Genomic DNA, 16,210 nt, shown 5'->3' on the forward strand with positions numbered 1-16,210 from the left:
GGAATAGGCTCGCTAGCCTGAAGCGACTATATCAACTGCGAATAGAACACAGGAACGTACGAGCCCAATCAAACTGTCAAAAGTATGGATTGCAACCCAGAGTCTCCTACCATTGCGAAGGACGTTGTCAAGCGTGCTCAGCACCACATTGAGTTTGTTTGCCGGCAACTCCTTCGATTTGCAAAAATGCCAGTCGATGAGCGGATGGCCTACTTGCGAAAGCATCCCAACGAATCCTTTTGCCATATTCCACATCCCAATGGGAGTGGTCATATCCAATGTGGCGGTCTCGCCTGGAACAAGTTAGGAGCGCTTACGGATCTAGTGCTCGATTTAGATCGCGGCCTCGCCCGCCGTGTTGGTCGCCAGCGTGCTAGAAGCGCAGTGATTGATGCCTTCGTAAAGCTGGTGTTGCAGGAGGCTCGTGAGGACAATCAAGAAACTGCAGTGTTGCTGCTTCAAGATACCTTGGCAGCATTGAGGCAATCCCTTATTGTCACCGAACATTATTTGCCATGTGTACTGTTCCCAGAAGGTGCTCCGGACGAGTTCCGTGTTGGGCCCGTCACTTTTACCCGGAGAGGGAAGTTCTTCAAAGATAGAAAGTTGGTGCTTAGGTGCAGCGTCGAAGCAGAGACAGCGGCTCATATCGAGTATGTGAATGCAGCGGTCGCACGCGGATTTTCGCGAGAACGTGCGTACAGTGAAGTTGAATCACGACAGCTCATCCGCAAGCTTCAGGCGCGTGCTATCAAGACTTACCGGGGATATCCGTGGATTGCAAGCGTCAAAGTAACTGATTGCGATAAAGTGACCTCTAAAGAGCGTGCTGTTCATGCCGTTGAGATGGCGATTCATGTTGTCCGTGTCCTCTTAGGTACTGAGCCGACTCGGAAAATTAGACACGCATGGTCGCAAAGCGATGCCCTACAGACGGCACATCTGTATGCCGATGCCCATGGCGTGATTCACTCAAGCATCGGTATGAATACTTCAGGGCCGGTTGGTACGGAAAACTGGTACGAAGCATTGATGCAGGGCTCCAATGAACTAGCAGTTTTTGGTTCTGCTTTGACATCGATCGTCGACCCCGTAGATATCCAGCATCTTCGCCAGAGGCTGATCGACGCAATTAATTGGTTTGGAGACGCTGCAACGGATTCAAATGCATCAGCGAGTATCGTTAAATACGTATCAGCGATCGAACGATTGTTCTTCGGAAAATTCGAGCCAGGGCGTAAAAAAATATTTGCAGGCCGGGTTAAGAGTGTTTTGGAGGCGTTCGGTTGCAATGAGGATCACCGTGTCCATGAGCAGGCTCTAGCGGTATATAAAACTCGTTCGGTCTTGGTGCATGGCGAGAACTTTCCCACAGAAGATGAGTTGCATAAAGTCGAGCGCTTAGCTGCAGCACTGAGCCGAATGTGCCTCCTATGCTCAACGCAGCTTTATCCGATGATGTCACAGGCATTCGACAACCCGGATCCGACCAAGCTAGAAGAGGCCATGAAACGTATTGGCAGCGAAGGATTAGACTGGCTGGTGGATGCAGCAGGCCTCAGCAAGTGACTTCACTTCATTGGCCCGCGCCTTGGCACGGGAAATATGTAGTCTTTAGCCCTCTATCCCCAAACCGTTCTCGACTAAGGTGCATTCGTTGACTTCAATCGGCCAGAAGCGGAAGTTCAGCAAGCGAAGTTCACTGCCTGCTCTGCAGCGTCTCCTGTCCTCTGATACCTTGCGGACGGGACATGACTATAGTCTGTGCTTGGACACCCAAAATAAACTGCAGGCAGACTAATGAATTTCGATAAAAAGTATTCGAAGAACCACGTGGACATTGATGTCCAGCGAGCTATCCTGGAGGTTGGAATGGCGGGTAATCCTCTCATAGCGATGCACGCGTTCCAGCATAACTGGTCTCTTCTGAAGGACTGGAGAATCATCTATGCCACTGAAGACAACTATGGCCCCTTCAAGTTGAGACGTCACAATTTTTCCAACAAAGGCTTTGTGTCAACACTATTCCGTGGAGTCTCTTTGGGTTATCGATCGCGAAGCTGCCACATCTGAGACGATAAATATTTACATGGGCACTGCAACCTTTGTCGATTCCAATGCGGCCAGCTTCATCCAACGGCTGGCATACAGAGATGAACCGTCTGCGCAGTTGTTGGAATTCTGCAAGGCGATGTCTAACTATTTCCCTATTGACGAACTCTCACGGATCAATCCATATCTTTACCTTTGGGAAGCACAGCGTGACAAGGGAGCTAGGACTGTCACGGGCGTGCGCCAAACCATGGCTGCGCTTCACGCGATCAAGCTTATTCAGGGACCGCTCGACGCGCATTGGGGACAGACGTTCCGCGCTCACTATAGAGGGGAAGCAGAAGCTCACGCGGACCAGTTCCTAATGGAGTTTTACCGGGACATGGATTACACCGGCCAACTCATAGAAAACCAAGTCGACCTGGTGGAGGCAATGCTCACTAGAACAAAGATCATCGAGTATTCTTCGCAAAAGTCGTCACAGTCAAAGATGGAGGCACTCGTGCAGTTTATGCACGAGGAATTATCGACGCTAATGCTCCGCGAACTGATTGTCTGCGCTGACATTCTTTGCCGAGGTGGACTCTCGCAATTATCCCAGAAGCTACATGCTTTGCATGACAAACCCGCACCGCTCTCCTCGCTTAGAAATTGCGCCTGGGACCTCCATTTGCTGCGATCGATGGACAGTATGTCGAACTCGTCCAACGACGCCAGTCTGGGCGAATTTTACGTAGCAAATCTGATCACGTTCGACAGAGATCTGGCCGACACTCTTCGTTTGGCGGAATTGCGGGCGTTTGCGCTACATCGATCGTCTTCTATGTACTTTCCCATCTATAACGAATCGCTCGCTTCGTGGCTGGGGGCACGGGTTGGAGAAAGGCGTATGTCTGGGCTCAGCGACATCCTTTCGGAAGAAGGAGCCAATCTGCGCGCAAGTAGAAGGTCTCACAACTACATTCGAGAACTTCTCGAAGAGGATAGACGCAGACTGATCGACCTTCTCGCTCACAAGAAGCCCGGTCATGCTTAAAACAATGTCAGCATTTCGAGCGACTTCACGAGCGATAGAAAATGCACCATTACCTCGACCGTTTGTGCGCCGAATGGACTGGTCACATTGTTGGTAGTCCCACAGCAGCGCAGTTTTGCCTACGAGGCCTGTGCAATTTGAAATCACTGAGCAAACACGCGACGCGTTGGTGACATGGATACGCTACAAACAGCTGTGCGCTAATGATTTCATTTTCTCAAGCAGGATCCACGCATCTTTGCACTTTTCGACTAGGCAATACGCCCGGATAGTCGACGCCTGGGTGACTGCCATTGGTTTAGGCCCGACAGCATACGGAACACACAGTGCGAAGAACAAAGGCATCAATGATTTATCGACGCACAAAAAACCTGAGAGCAGTTCAGTTGCCTCTTGGTCATACCAAACTCGAAAGTACGGCGCGATACCTTGGTATCGAAGTCGATGACGCGCTGGAAATGGCAGAGCAGACAGAAGTGTGATATCTACTTACAATCGAACAGGACAGCAGCTGAGATGGTCGCTGTTCGGCCAAGAAGCGGTACCTCGAGGCTTTTCCTCATAGCAGCTGTTCCGTTCCATTCTCGGAAATTGCCCGAACCGCGCCGATACGAATTCGTTGGCCACTAGAAACAATGTGTTTCAATTGATGTGCACTCCAAAGTGCTGCGGAACAACCGATGGAATTGCTGGCCATGAAACTTTGCTCTTACTGTGGAAATAGAGCTCCTCTCACGAGAGAGCACATTTGGCCCGATTGCTTGATCGAGAAGTATGAGAGCCTGCTTACATATTCAAAAAGGGAGTCTAAACTCTATAAAGGGGATCCCACGATTAAAGACGTTTGCGAGCATTGCAACAACGTACTTCTCAGCAAGCTCGACTCGTACCTTTCAACTCTCTACGACGAGCACTTCCAGCGCATTCTGGTTCCTGGAGAAGTGGCGACTATCTCGTATGACTATCAGTTGCTGCTTAGGGCGCTATTGAAAATATCCTACAACTCCGCTCGATTAGATGCCTCTGATAAGGCTATCAAGGCGCACAAAGGTTTCATTAATTTTATTCTCCATGGCGGCTATTGCCCGCCATTACACCTTCGCCTTCAAATTGTCACGGCCTCGCGTGTGGTCAACCTAAACGAAGGAACAGAGAATCTTCTGAAACCAAGTCACCTTCGATGCGCCGAGATTCTTTATGACGGCCCGCTGTCTCACCGCTTTTTGGTTCGCATGATCGCGATTAATTGTTATTGGTTCTTCCTTGTGATGCCTTACAAAATAGAGCCGCCGCACAAATGGAGAGAGCTTGTAGAAGGGCTCACGAGCTGGCGAATGAATTTAGGCATCAAGCTGACGCCAATAGACTCTCCGATGACCATCCCGGCGAATAAAACCACCTATCTTCACCCCGCCCTCTTAGGCAATCTGGTCCATGCATTTCATGTGTAGCAAAAAAACCAAATTCTTTCATTGAGTTGTCACCATAAGATCAACGCCACCGACAGCTTCAACCAAGAACTGACAGCCGACAAGTGCCCGTAGATCATTGACAATTGCCGTCGCCTCGGAAAATGCCGACCTACTGCATTCAGCTGCGAGTTGAATTGGTTTTTGACTACATCCTTGATCAACCCAACCAGCCATCACAAAAACATGAACTCTCAAGATTGGTCGCGGTGTGTACTCACGGCCTTTGATCTCGCCGGTATCAAGAACCTTGCCGCGTCCGGCAAGGCTTCGTCGGTCATGATGAACTTGCATAGTCATGCCGTCGGAAAGATCAATCACGGCCTCGAACTGCACAGTCACGGATACGTTTGGAACGATTCAGTTCTACTTCTTTCCTATATGACCGAACCGAACTGGTCGAAGCGTAATTTCTTTGCCGAGTTAGACGGCTTCAGGACTTCACTGCAGAACGCGTGTGGTATGCCAGTTTATGGCATATCCGTGCAGGGAAGGGCATTTCCCCAAGACACGCTCGCGTCAGCCATTTTCAACGGGCAAATTGCCCTTCAACCACGTGCGATAGTGTTGAAAACCTCAAGCTGGGCAATGGCAAACTGCTTTCTCATCGAAAAGGCTCTCGGGAATAAGCACCGTGCGGACTGGTACATCGATAGCAGGATCACCGTAGGTGCCAATCTTCCTACGCCATTTGCCTCGGAAGAGGTTGACCTGCTGCCCAGGGATGAATCGAGAATTGTGCATATGTTCAAAGGAAGCATCTATCCCATAGAGTAATCTCCTAGAGAGTGTCTACCGACACTCGGGCCATATCTGTGAATTAACCGTTAACGTCTGCTTTTAGCAAAGCAGAATGACTGATTAGGGTCGATTTCAGCCGGCGATGCAAAGCAGCTCGCGGGCCATAACACGACATTCACCGGTACAAGCACGCGGATAATCTTTGCTAGACCCCCTGCCCTGCGTCGGATGAAATCGATGATGCCACTAGAAGGCGTATTTGCGTATCGGATGACATCACGTTTTCTTTCGGAAATTCGAGCAGGGCAGTAGCCGGTTTCGGCTCGCATTCAACATGCACGAGGACAAGTTGGATCCAGGTTCGAGTTACACTTTGCTTCACATGTTTCGGGCCTTAAGGACTTAGGCCAGACATCGCCGGATGCATCTCCACCGCTCATAAGAGAAACTAAACGATGGCTTCAATTGACGGTATTTCCCTAGATGGGTTGGGTTCCGAGAATAGGTACAAATCGGCTCTCGCTCTCCATCTGACAACAGAAAGCACGGTTAGCATGGTTGAACAACTCGACGATTGGGAATTCGAGCTACGGCGAGGAAGCGGATTCTTAGTAGCGCGAAAAAAGCAGTCGCTAGGCAGGGAAGACACGCTCCGCGACGGATACGAACAAGCGGAACGTTTTCTTGACATTCTTTCATTCGAGAACGCGTCAGCCATAGAGATCGGGGCGCCCGGACGCTCTCACATTCTTTTGTTTGAGCGGGACGGTAAGTCTGTGATTGAACGGATGGCTACGGCCGACAATCCGATGTCGATCCAAGTAACGATCACCCAAACCGACAGCGAGGGTCAGATAGTTCCACAGCCCCCTGCTCCCCCTGCAAAGTGGATTTCTGCACTTCGGTTTTATCGTCTATCCCAGACGAGCCGAAGCCCACATGAAGCTTATCGTAACTTGTGGCTCGGGCTGGAGGTATTGCTTTCGACGGAGGTGCCAAAAGGTCAGAGAGAAAAAGAAGGTATTTGGCTCCGCCGGGCGCTAAACCAAATCACCAGCACTCTAAACCTATCCCACGAGACCCCTGGCGGCGTGAACATAGTGGATTACGTCATGGAACGTCACTACACGGCGATGCGGTGCAATCTTTTTCACGCAAAAATCGGTTCAACTTCGGCGGCGCCAACAATGCCAACTGTGGAGGAAGCACTTGATGCATACGCTAACTTAGTACGAATTTGGAGAGCTATTGCTGTGCGGATAGGCTCCCTTCGCTTTACTGGAAGCGGGTTAATTACGTACGCAGGGTACGCGATGCAAATGGCTGGAGTTTTTTCGCAAGTGATTTTTCATGCCACGGAAGACAATGCCTTGCCTGCCGCAACCGATACAGCCGTGAGTCCGAACAATTGTCCGGTCGTAACTTTCGACTCATCAAGTCATATCGGAGTCGTTGCACCGGGTAAAGTTGAAAATTTAGGCATCATCGACCTTTCTACCAAGGACACACTTTCCCCGTTCCGCAGAATCACAACGAGCATTGCCACCGTCCTTTACAGCGTGGACTATTTAATAGGTGGTCTTGACGTGAATGGCGCGGACTTCTTTGAGTACCGCCAAGGATGGCGACTACTCAACACCGGTATGCCTCGAACATACTTCGACTGATTGAATGAAGCGCTTGCGACTGAAAGCGGATGATTTTCGGCGAGAAGGAGCTGTCGGCGCCAGTTGCCGTCGGCGTCTCGGTTCGGTCCGCTTTAGGCAGGCCTCGACCCGGCGTGTCGTGGACCACAGAATGGTCTCTTGGCCGAAAATTTGCCGAAGAAACCGGGGTCACAAGCCTCCGATGCACCCTGGATGCGACCAGCTTGATGTGACAAGGGCAAACGACAGGAATGGGTCGGAAGCAGCTACCCTCTATTTCCAACCATGGCAAACGGTTTGCTGACCATTCTTCCCGCCCCGGATTCTTAAGGAGACCATCCATGCCAAAGTTCATAACGATCGGATATGGAGAGCAAGAGGGTTACGACCGTACCGCAGCCGCCATCCGCGACGCGGCCCATGCGCACGATGCAAAGTTGCAAAAAGACGGAATACTGATGGGCATCGCAGGCAGTCCGGTCCAGGTGCGCAATCCTGATGCTGTTCACGTTGAAACGATGAACGGGCCATTCATGAACTCGCCCTTGCCAGTGGCCGGCTTTGCCGTCATCGAGGCTGCCGATTTGGCCGAAGCCATAGACATCGTGTCACGAACCCCTTGTGCTGTAGCGCACGGCGTCGTTGAGGTATGGCCACTGGAACAGCCGTAGGGAGTTCGATCGACGCTCACACGGACCAGGAAGGCGCGGGAAGCCCGGCCTTGGCCGGGCCGCTAGACGTGCCGGAGCCCCACCCCTCCCGCCCGCCAGCGTCTCAAGAACCGAATGCTGAGGCAAAAAAAACTGTCCCAGGCAGTAAGGGCATTCACGTCAAAAAGCACGTCTACAAAAAACTAAGGCTGTAGCAACAACCGTCGCCACAGCCTTCAATGCAACAGCAGAGCACAAAAGCCTAAACCGAAGCCTCAGAAGCAACAGCCGCCGCATCATCCTCATACGCCGACATAGGCGGGCAGGAACACACCAGATTCCTGTCCCCGTAGGCATTGTCCACCCGCGAAACCGGCGGCCAATACTTTCCATCCCGCAGGCTGGCGACCGGATAAGCCGCCGACTCGCGCGTGTAGTCGTGGTGCCATTCCGAAGACAACAGCATCTGCGTCGTATGCGGTGCGTTCCGCAACACATTATCCAGCGCATCCTTCTCGCCGCGCTCCACCTCCGCGATCTCCGCGCGGATGGCGATCATCGCATCGATGAAGCGATCCAGCTCAGCCAGCCCTTCCGATTCCGTGGGCTCCACCATCAGCGTGCCCGCCACCGGGAAACTCATCGTCGGCGCATGGAAACCGTAATCCACCAGGCGCTTGGCAACGTCCTCGTTCGAAATACCGCATGCGTCCTTGATGGGCCGGATGTCCAATATGCACTCATGCGCCACATGGCCGTTCTTGCCGGCGTACAGCACAGGGTAATGGTCGCGCAGGCGCGCGGCAATGTAGTTGGCGTTCAGTATGGCCACCTCGGTGGCCTGCAGCAAACCTTCCGAGCCCATCATGGTGATATACAGATACGGTATGGGCAGGATGCTGGCCGAGCCGTATGGCGCCGCCGAAACGGGACCCACCGCCGTGCCTTCGGGCAGCTTGCCGCCTTCGTCGACGATGCCCGGCAGGTATGGCGCCAGGTGCGAGCGAACGGCCACCGGACCCACGCCCGGGCCGCCGCCGCCGTGCGGAATGCAGAAGGTCTTGTGCAGGTTCAAGTGCGAAACGTCGGAGCCGAACTTGCCGGGCTGGGCCAGGCCCACCATGGCGTTCATGTTGGCGCCGTCCAGGTAGACCTGGCCGCCGGCATCGTGCACCAGCGCGCAGATCTCGGTGACCGCGGTCTCGAACACGCCGTGCGTGGACGGATAGGTGATCATCAGGGCGGCAAGGCGGTCGCCCACGCTGGCTATCTTGGCTTTCAGGTCGGCCACGTCGACGTTGCCGTTATCGTCCGATGCCACCACGACCACGTCCATGCCGGCCAACTGGGCCGAAGCGGGATTCGTGCCGTGCGCCGAGGCCGGTATCAGGCACACATTGCGCTGATGCTGGCCGTTGGCCTGATGGTAGCCGCGAATGGCCAGCAGGCCGGCGAATTCGCCCTGCGCGCCGGAATTAGGTTGCAGGCTGATGGAATCGTAGCCGGTGATCTCGCACAAGGCGGCCGACAGGCGATCGATAAGCTCTTTGTAGCCCTGGCTTTGCGAGGCGGGCGCAAATGGATGCATGGCGCCGAACTCGGGCCAGGTGACGGGGATCATCTCGGCCGTGGCATTGAGCTTCATGGTGCAGGAGCCCAGCGGGATCATGGTGCGATCCAATGCCAGGTCCTTGTCGGCCAGGGCGCGCAGATAGCGCAGCATGTCGGTTTCGGACTGGATGCGCGAGAACACCGGATGGGTCAGGATGGCGGACTGGCGCAGCAAGGCGGATGGAACGCCGTGCTGCGCGGGCAATGTGCGCTTGGCCGATGCGTCCCACGATTTGCCCAGGCCCGCAGCGAAGGCCTGCAGCAAGGCGTGCACATCGTCGACCGTCACGGTTTCGTCCAGCGACACGGCCAACTGCTTGCCGTCGACTTGGCGCAGGTTGATGGAGGCCGCCTGCGCGGCCTTCACGATGGCTTGCGTGGCTGCGCCGGTGTCCAGCAGCAAGGTATCGAAGAATTGTTTGTTGACCGACGCCACGCCCAGTTCGGCCAGCGCATCGCGCAGGAAGGCGGTCAGGTAGGCCACGCGTTGGGCGATGCGCTTGATGCCGGCCGGACCGTGCCAGACGGCATACATGCCGGCCATCACGGCCAGCAGCACTTGCGCGGTGCAGATGTTGGATGTGGCTTTCTCGCGGCGTATATGCTGCTCGCGCGTTTGCAGGGCCAGGCGCAATGCGGGCGCGCCCTGGCTGTCCTTGGACACGCCGACCAGACGGCCCGGCATATTGCGCTTGAAGGCATCCTTGCAGGCCATGAAGCCGGCATGCGGGCCGCCAAAGCCCAGCGGCACGCCGAAGCGCTGCGCCGAACCGATGGCGATATCGGCGCCCCATTCACCCGGCGCGGCCAGCAGGGCCAGCGCCAGCAAGTCGGTGGCGACCGCCACCACGGCGCCCTGCGCATGCGCGGATTCCGTCAAGGCGCGGTAATCGGCAACGCCGCCCAGGCTGTGTGGATACTGGAGCAAGACGCCGAAGCATTCGGGCAGGCCTTGGGCCTCGTCGCCCACCACCACGTCGATGTCCAACCCGCTGGCGCGGGTGCGCAGCAGCTCTATCGTCTGCGGATGGCAATGCACCGAGGCGAAGAAGACCTTGCTTTTGGAGCGCGAGCCGCGGCGCGCCAGGGTCATGGCTTCAGCCGCCGCCGTGCCTTCGTCCAGCAGCGAGGCGTTGGCGATGTCCAGGCCGGTAAGATCGGCCACCATGGTCTGGTAATTCAGCAGCGCTTCCAGGCGGCCCTGCGAGATCTCCGGCTGGTACGGCGTGTAGGCCGTGTACCAGGCCGGGTTCTCAAGGATGTTGCGCAGGATGACATTGGGCACATGGGTGCCGTAATACCCTTGCCCGATATAGTTGCGGAACACCTGATTCCGTCCGGCGATTTCCTTCAGCTCGGCAAGCGCATCGGCCTCGCTGCGCGAAGCCGGCAGGTTCAGGGCGCCGCGCTTCAAGATGCTGGGCGGCACGACTTCCTGGATAAGGCTGTGCAGGTCGGGAACACCGATAGCAGCCAGCATCTTGGCCTGGTCGGCCTGGCCCGGGCCGATATGCCGGGGAATGAAATCGGAATGAGGGTCTAGTTCACGCAACATAAATCAACCTAAACAGAACAGGTTCGCAGCAAAGGCATTAAAAAATCAGCCGGCGTTGACAAGGGCTTCGTAGCCGGCGCCGTCCAGCAAGCCGTCGGCATCCGCGGCATTGACGGGCTTGATCTTGAAGATCCAGGTATCGAAGGCGGCTTCGTTGATCAGGTTGGGCTGATCGTTGAGATCTTCGTTGAAGGCGACGATTTCGCCGTCCACCGGCGCGTAGATGTCGGAAGCGGCCTTGACCGATTCCACCACGCCGGCGGTCTCGCCCGCCTTCAGGCTGGCGCCTGGATTGACATCGCCCACGAAGACCAGGTCGCCCAATTGATCTTGCGCGGTGTCGGTAATGCCCACCAGCAGCAGGTCGCCTTCGGCTTTTACCCACTCGTGCGAGGACGTGTATTTGCGGTCGCTAGGAAGATTCATGATTTACCCCGTATTGATAAAAATGGATGTTCTTGTTCAGGAAGTGAATTAGGCAATGATTTTGCCGTTGCGCACGAACGGCATTTTTACAGCTTCGGCCGGCAACCATTTGCCGCGAATTTCCACCTGCAGGGCATCGCCCGGCTGAACGCCGAGCGGAACGCGCGCCATGCCGATGGATACGCCCATGGTCGGCGACATGGAGCCGCTGGTCAATTCGCCTTCGCCCTGTTCCGCGCGGACCTTCATGTGGCCGCGCATCACGCCGCGTTCCAGCAGCTTGACCCCTATCAGCCCGCGATCGACCACCGCCGATTCCAGCGCATCGCGCCCGATGAAACGGCGGTCGGCATCTTTAAGCGACACGGTCCAGGCCAGGCCGGACACCAGCGGGTTGACCTGCTCGTCCATTTCCTGGCCGTACAGGTTCATGCCCGCTTCCAGCCTTAGCGTGTCGCGCGCCCCCAGGCCGCAGGGCCGCACGCCTTTGCCGGCCAGGTCGCGCCAGAATGCTTCCACCTGCGCGGCGGGCAGGACGACCTCGAAGCCGTCCTCGCCGGTATAGCCCGTGCGCGCCACCAGCGTGTCGTCGGCGACCATAGCGCCGGTAAACGGGGTAAGGTCTTGCGTTGCAGGCTTCCAGTCGGGACGCACAGACCACAGCTTTTCACGCGCGTTGGGTCCTTGCACAGCCACCATGGCCAGGTCGCGGCGCGGCGTAATGCTGACATCGAAATTTTCGGAGCTTGCAACTTGCTGCATCCAGGCCACGTCCTTGTCGGCGGTGCCGGCATTGACCACCACCCGCCATGCATCGACGCTGAAGAAATAAACGATAAGGTCATCGATGACGCCGCCTTCGGCGTTCAACATGCAGGAATACAAGGCCTTGCCCGGAACCGTCAGCTTGGCCGCGTCATTGGCCAGCAGGCGCCGCAGGTAGGCCAAGGCGTCGTTGCCGTTCACATCGACATTCAACATGTGGGATACGTCGAACATCCCGGCATCCTGGCGCACCGCATGGTGCTCTTCAAGCTGGGATCCATAGGACACGGGCATGTCCCAGCCCCCGAAATCGACCATTTTGGCACCGGACTCGAGGTGGATGGAATGCAGCGGGGTATGCTTTAAGACTGAAGACATGGGGACTCCGGAAGACGGGAAACGAACGACGTAAGCCAACGAAGTGCTGGCCGGCACCGCCCTTCTGTCCTTTTGCCTGAGAGTTGACCCACAATGGCGGGCGTTCACCTTCGGCGCTCGAAGCCCTGCCCATGGGGCGGAACGAGTCTCTCCAGAATGCTGCCTTGCCTGGCGATCAGCCAAACAAACCACGAGCGGTACGGGGTGCCTGAGCGATTCTGGGCGAATTGCGCCTTCGGCGGTCGAAAAATCGACACTCTCCCACTCTGTGTAAGTGACAGCAGTCGCAAAGAATAACTCGAAAGCGTGCAGAACGCCAAATGAAATAAAACGCCGGCCTAGGCGGCGCTCAATGCCCGCCCGCAAGCGGCGCCCGACGCCCAGGCCCACTGGAAGTTATAGCCGCCCAGCCAGCCCGTCACATCCAGCGCCTCGCCAATGAAATACAGGCCGGGCGCATTGCGGGCTTCCATGGTTTTCTGATTGATTCCACGGGTATCGACCCCGCCGCGCATCACCTCGGCCTTCTTGTAGCCGGCCGTTCCGCTGGGGACCAGCGTCCAATGGTGGATGTTCGCGGCCAGCTCCCGCAAGGTCTTGTCGGGAACATCGGCCAGGCGCTGCGTGCCGATATCCATGCCGCCCGCCGTAGCGGCGTTGGCCAGCCATTGTTCCGCCAGGCGCTTGGGCCACAGGCCCGCCAGAACAGTGGCCAATTGCTGCCGGTTGCCCGATTTAGCGTCCAGCAGGCTTTGCTCCAGGTTCTGGCCCGGCGCCAAGTCGACGCGGATGGGTTCGCCGGGATTCCAGTAGCTGGACACCTGCAACACCGCCGGACCGGACAGACCGCGATGGGTAAACAGCAGGTCTTCCAAAAACACGGTATTGCGCTTGCCCTTGCCGGAGCGGCGTGCCGGCGTACCGGCGGGCCGGCCATCTTCCGCCTGGGCCTGGATTTCCACCTCCAGGGCGACGCCGCTGAGCGATCCGAACGGCTCCCAAGCCTGGGCATCGAAAACCAGCGGCACCAGCGCCGGCCGGGGTTCGACCACTTTCAGGCCGAACTGCCGGGCGATGCCCAGCGCGAAATCGGTCGCGCCCAATTGCGGAATCGCCATCCCGCCTGTGGCCAGTACAAGCTGGCGGGCCGCAACGGCGCCCTGGCTGGTTTGCAAAAGATAGCCATCCTCGTGCCGCGCCACGCCCTGGACCGCGCAGGGCATGCGCCATGCTACGCGCCCAAGATCGCACTCGCGCTTGAGCATGGCGATGATCTCTTCGCTGGAGTTGTCGCAGAACAACTGGCCGCGATGCTTCTCGTGCCAGGCGATGCCGTGCTTTTCCACCAGGTCGATGAAATCGCGCGGCGTGTAGGCCGCCAACGCCGATCGGCAGAAGTCGGGATTCTGGGACAGGAAATTGGCGGGCCCCGTACCGATATTGGTGAAGTTGCAGCGCCCCCCGCCCGAAATGCGGATCTTCTCGGCCAGACGCGCCGCGTGTTCGATCAGCACCACGCGCAACCCGCGCTGGCCCGCGACGGCGGCGGCCATCATGCCGGCCGCGCCGGCGCCGATGACCGCCACATCAAAACCGCCGAATGCCAAGCTCAACTCTCTTTGATGCAGTCGACGTAATACCTGTCCATGCCGTCGGGCCCCATGTCCTGGGCCAGGCCGTGGACATAGGTTTCGAAGCCCGGGAACTTGGCATTGAACTCGCGGGCGAACTGCAGATAATGGACGATGCGCTTGTTGAAGCGCTCGCCCGGAATCAGCAGCGGAATACCGGGCGGATAAGGGGTAAGCAGCACACCGGTCACGCGGCCTTCCAGGTCGTCGATGCTGACGCGCTCGGCTTCCCGGTGCGCCATCTTGGCGTAAGCGTCCGAGGGCTTCATGGCCGGAATCATGTCGCTAAGGTAGACCTCGGTCGTCAGGCGCGCCAAGTCGTACTTGCGATAGGCTTCGTGGATCTGCTGGCACAAGTCGCGCAGGCCCATCTTCTCGTAGCGGCGATGCTCTTTGCAGAAGTCCGGCAAGATGCGCCACATGGGCTGGTTGCGGTCGTAGTCGTCCTTGAACTGCTGCAAGGCGGTCAACAGCGTATTCCAGCGGCCCTTGGTAATGCCTATGGTGAACAGGATGAAGAAGGAATACAGGCCGGTCTTCTCGATGACCACACCGTGCTCGGCCAGGTATTTGGACACCAGGGCGGCCGGAATGCCGGTCTCGGCGAAGGTGCCCGAGATATCCAGGCCCGGCGTGACCACCGTGGCCTTGATGGGGTCCAGCATGTTGAAGCCTTCGGCCAGGTCGCCGAAGCCGTGCCATTCGTCGCCGGATTCAAGCAGCCAGTCGTCCCGGTTGCCGATGCCGTCGGACACCAGGCGGTTGGGGCCCCATACCTTGAACCACCAGTCGTTCTTGCCGAACTCGGATTCCACCTTGCGCATCGCGCGACGGAAATCCAGCGCCTCTGCAATGCTTTCCTCGACCAGCGCGGTGCCCCCGGGGGGCTCCATCATGGCCGCCGCCACATCGCAGGACGCAATAATGGCGTACTGCGGCGAGGTCGACGTGTGCATCAGGTAGGCTTCGTTGAAGACGTTGCGGTCCAGCTTGCGGGTCTCCGAATCCTGCACCGTGATCTGCGAGGCCTGCGACAGGCCGGCCAGCAGCTTGTGCGTGGAGTGCGTGGCAAACACCATGGCGTCCTGGCTGCGCGGCCGGTTCTCGCCGATGGCGTGCATGTCTTTATAGAATTCGTGGAAGGCGGCATGCGGCAGCCAGGCTTCGTCGAAATGCAGCGTATCGATTTCGGAGCCCAGCTTTTCCTTGATCATCTCGACGTTGTAGATGACGCCGTCGTAGGTGCTTTGCGTAAGCGTAAGAATGCGCGGACGCTTGTCCTTGGCATTGCGCGCGAACGGGTTGGCTTCGATCTTCTTGCGTATGTTGTCCGGCTCGAATTCTTCCAGAGGAATGGGGCCGATGATGCCCAGGTGGTTGCGCGTGGGACGCAGGAACACCGGAATGGCGCCCGTCATGGTGATGGCGTGCAGAATGGATTTATGGCAGTTGCGGTCGACCACCACCACGTCGTCCGACGCCACGTTGGCATGCCACACGATCTTGTTCGAGGTGGACGTGCCATTGGTCACGAAGAAGCAGTGATCGGCATGGAAGATGCGCGCGGCATTCAGTTCCGATTCGGCGACGGGGCCGGTGTGGTCCAGCAACTGGCCCAGTTCGTCGACCGCGTTGCACACGTCGGCGCGCAGCATGTTTTCACCGAAGAACTGGTGGAACATCTGGCCCACCGGGCTTTTCAGGAAAGCCACGCCGCCCGAATGCCCGGGGCAGTGCCAGGAATACGAGCCATCGGACGCATACTTGACCAGCTCGCGGAAGAACGGCGGCGCCAGGCCGTCCAGGTAGGCGCGCGCCTCGCGGATGATGTGCCGCGCAACGAACTCCGGCGTATCCTCGAACATATGGATGAAGCCGTGCAGCTCGCGCAATATGTCGTTGGGAATATGCTGCGAGGTGCGCGTTTCGCCGTAAAGATAAATGGGGATTTCTTCGTTGCGGAAACGCAGCTCGCCGATGAAGGAGCGCAGGTTCTTGATGGCGTTGGCCACGTCCTCGGGCGAATCGACGTCGAATTCCTCATCGTCGATCGACAAAATAAACGCGCTGGCGCGGCTTTGCTGCTGTGCGAACGAGCTCAGGTCGCCGTAGCTGGTCACGCCCAGCACTTCGACGCCTTCGGCCTCTATGGCCGAGGCCAGGGCGCGAATACCAAAGCCCGAGGCATTCTCCGAGCGGTAGTCTTCATCGATGATGACGATGGGGAAACGAAATTTCATTCAATGGCTC

At 57.2% G+C, this 16,210-nt stretch carries 11 protein-coding genes, 1 pseudogene and 2 riboswitches; of the genes and pseudogenes, 7 read left to right on the forward strand and 5 right to left on the reverse strand.

The genetic code is table 11. The features are described 5' to 3' along the window. The first annotated feature begins 186 nt into the window (after positions 1-186). The 7 genes and pseudogenes from V0R37_RS02985 (at position 187) to V0R37_RS03015 (ending at position 7,615) form a co-directional block, all read left to right on the forward strand. Complete coding sequence (locus V0R37_RS02985; protein WP_420373074.1) at positions 187-1,569, forward strand: hypothetical protein; 1,383 nt, start codon at positions 187-189, stop codon at positions 1,567-1,569. Positions 1,570-2,089: 520 nt separating this feature from the next. After that, the gene (locus V0R37_RS02990) at positions 2,090-3,088 is read left to right on the forward strand and encodes a hypothetical protein (protein WP_420373075.1); all 999 of its coding nucleotides are present in this window, start codon (positions 2,090-2,092) and stop codon (positions 3,086-3,088) included. Positions 3,089-3,212: 124 nt separating this feature from the next. Further along, a pseudogene (locus V0R37_RS02995) lies at positions 3,213-3,570 on the forward strand (tyrosine-type recombinase/integrase); the annotation flags it as partial. A 198-nt stretch (positions 3,571-3,768) separates the two neighbouring features. Then, complete coding sequence (locus V0R37_RS03000) at positions 3,769-4,539, forward strand: hypothetical protein (protein WP_420373076.1); 771 nt, start codon at positions 3,769-3,771, stop codon at positions 4,537-4,539. A 174-nt stretch (positions 4,540-4,713) separates the two neighbouring features. After that, a complete protein-coding gene (locus V0R37_RS03005) occupies positions 4,714-5,334 on the forward strand; it encodes a hypothetical protein (RefSeq protein ID WP_420373077.1) in 621 nt (206 codons plus the stop codon). 518 nt (positions 5,335-5,852) lie between these two features. After that, positions 5,853-6,965 carry a hypothetical protein gene (locus V0R37_RS03010; RefSeq protein ID WP_420373078.1) on the forward strand — a complete coding sequence of 371 codons (1,113 nt, stop codon included), beginning with the start codon at positions 5,853-5,855 and terminating at the stop codon, positions 6,963-6,965. A gap of 320 nt (positions 6,966-7,285) precedes the next feature. Further along, positions 7,286-7,615: a YciI family protein gene (locus V0R37_RS03015; RefSeq protein ID WP_420373079.1), complete on the forward strand. Its 330-nt coding sequence runs from the start codon at positions 7,286-7,288 to the stop codon at positions 7,613-7,615. A 241-nt stretch (positions 7,616-7,856) separates the two neighbouring features. On the opposite strand, the gene gcvP is transcribed toward V0R37_RS03015, so the two are convergent. The 5 genes from gcvP to V0R37_RS03040 form a co-directional block, all read right to left on the reverse strand. Next, a complete protein-coding gene (gene gcvP, locus V0R37_RS03020) occupies positions 7,857-10,760 on the reverse strand; it encodes an aminomethyl-transferring glycine dehydrogenase (protein WP_420373080.1) in 2,904 nt (967 codons plus the stop codon). 45 nt (positions 10,761-10,805) lie between these two features. Continuing rightward, entirely contained in the window at positions 10,806-11,186 is a 381-nt protein-coding gene (gcvH, locus tag V0R37_RS03025) for a glycine cleavage system protein GcvH (protein ID WP_420373081.1), read from the reverse strand. A gap of 48 nt (positions 11,187-11,234) precedes the next feature. Continuing rightward, positions 11,235-12,329 carry a glycine cleavage system aminomethyltransferase GcvT gene (gene gcvT / locus V0R37_RS03030; protein WP_420373082.1) on the reverse strand — a complete coding sequence of 365 codons (1,095 nt, stop codon included), beginning with the start codon at positions 12,327-12,329 and terminating at the stop codon, positions 11,235-11,237. 54 nt (positions 12,330-12,383) lie between these two features. Further along, positions 12,384-12,494, reverse strand: a riboswitch (glycine riboswitch). 20 nt (positions 12,495-12,514) lie between these two features. After that, positions 12,515-12,603, reverse strand: a riboswitch (glycine riboswitch). Between the two features lie 64 nt (positions 12,604-12,667). After that, entirely contained in the window at positions 12,668-13,957 is a 1,290-nt protein-coding gene (locus tag V0R37_RS03035) for a BaiN/RdsA family NAD(P)/FAD-dependent oxidoreductase (RefSeq protein WP_420373134.1), read from the reverse strand. After that, the gene (locus tag V0R37_RS03040; protein WP_420373083.1) at positions 13,939-16,200 is read right to left on the reverse strand and encodes an Orn/Lys/Arg family decarboxylase; all 2,262 of its coding nucleotides are present in this window, start codon (positions 16,198-16,200) and stop codon (positions 13,939-13,941) included. Before V0R37_RS03040 ends, V0R37_RS03035 begins: the two co-directional genes overlap by 19 nt. Positions 16,201-16,210: the final 10 nt, after the last annotated feature.

The sequence above is a fragment of the Pollutimonas rozaliensis genome (assembly GCF_048751585.1).
In the GTDB taxonomy this organism is placed as follows: Bacteria; Pseudomonadota; Gammaproteobacteria; order Burkholderiales; family Burkholderiaceae_B.

What these genes read in the sequence shown, in the direction of transcription:
- gcvT (WP_420373082.1), bottom strand. Translation starts at nt 12,329, where the DNA reads ATGTCTTCAGTCTTAAAGCATACCCCGCTGCATTCCATCCACCTCGAG.
- V0R37_RS03000 (WP_420373076.1), top strand. Translation starts at nt 3,769, where the DNA reads ATGGAATTGCTGGCCATGAAACTTTGCTCTTACTGTGGAAATAGAGCT.
- V0R37_RS03040 (WP_420373083.1), bottom strand. Translation starts at nt 16,200, where the DNA reads ATGAAATTTCGTTTCCCCATCGTCATCATCGATGAAGACTACCGCTCG.
- V0R37_RS02985 (WP_420373074.1), top strand. Translation starts at nt 187, where the DNA reads ATGCCAGTCGATGAGCGGATGGCCTACTTGCGAAAGCATCCCAACGAA.
- V0R37_RS03010 (WP_420373078.1), top strand. Translation starts at nt 5,853, where the DNA reads ATGGTTGAACAACTCGACGATTGGGAATTCGAGCTACGGCGAGGAAGC.
- V0R37_RS02990 (WP_420373075.1), top strand. Translation starts at nt 2,090, where the DNA reads ATGGGCACTGCAACCTTTGTCGATTCCAATGCGGCCAGCTTCATCCAA.
- V0R37_RS03015 (WP_420373079.1), top strand. Translation starts at nt 7,286, where the DNA reads ATGCCAAAGTTCATAACGATCGGATATGGAGAGCAAGAGGGTTACGAC.
- gcvP (WP_420373080.1), bottom strand. Translation starts at nt 10,760, where the DNA reads ATGTTGCGTGAACTAGACCCTCATTCCGATTTCATTCCCCGGCATATC.
- gcvH (WP_420373081.1), bottom strand. Translation starts at nt 11,186, where the DNA reads ATGAATCTTCCTAGCGACCGCAAATACACGTCCTCGCACGAGTGGGTA.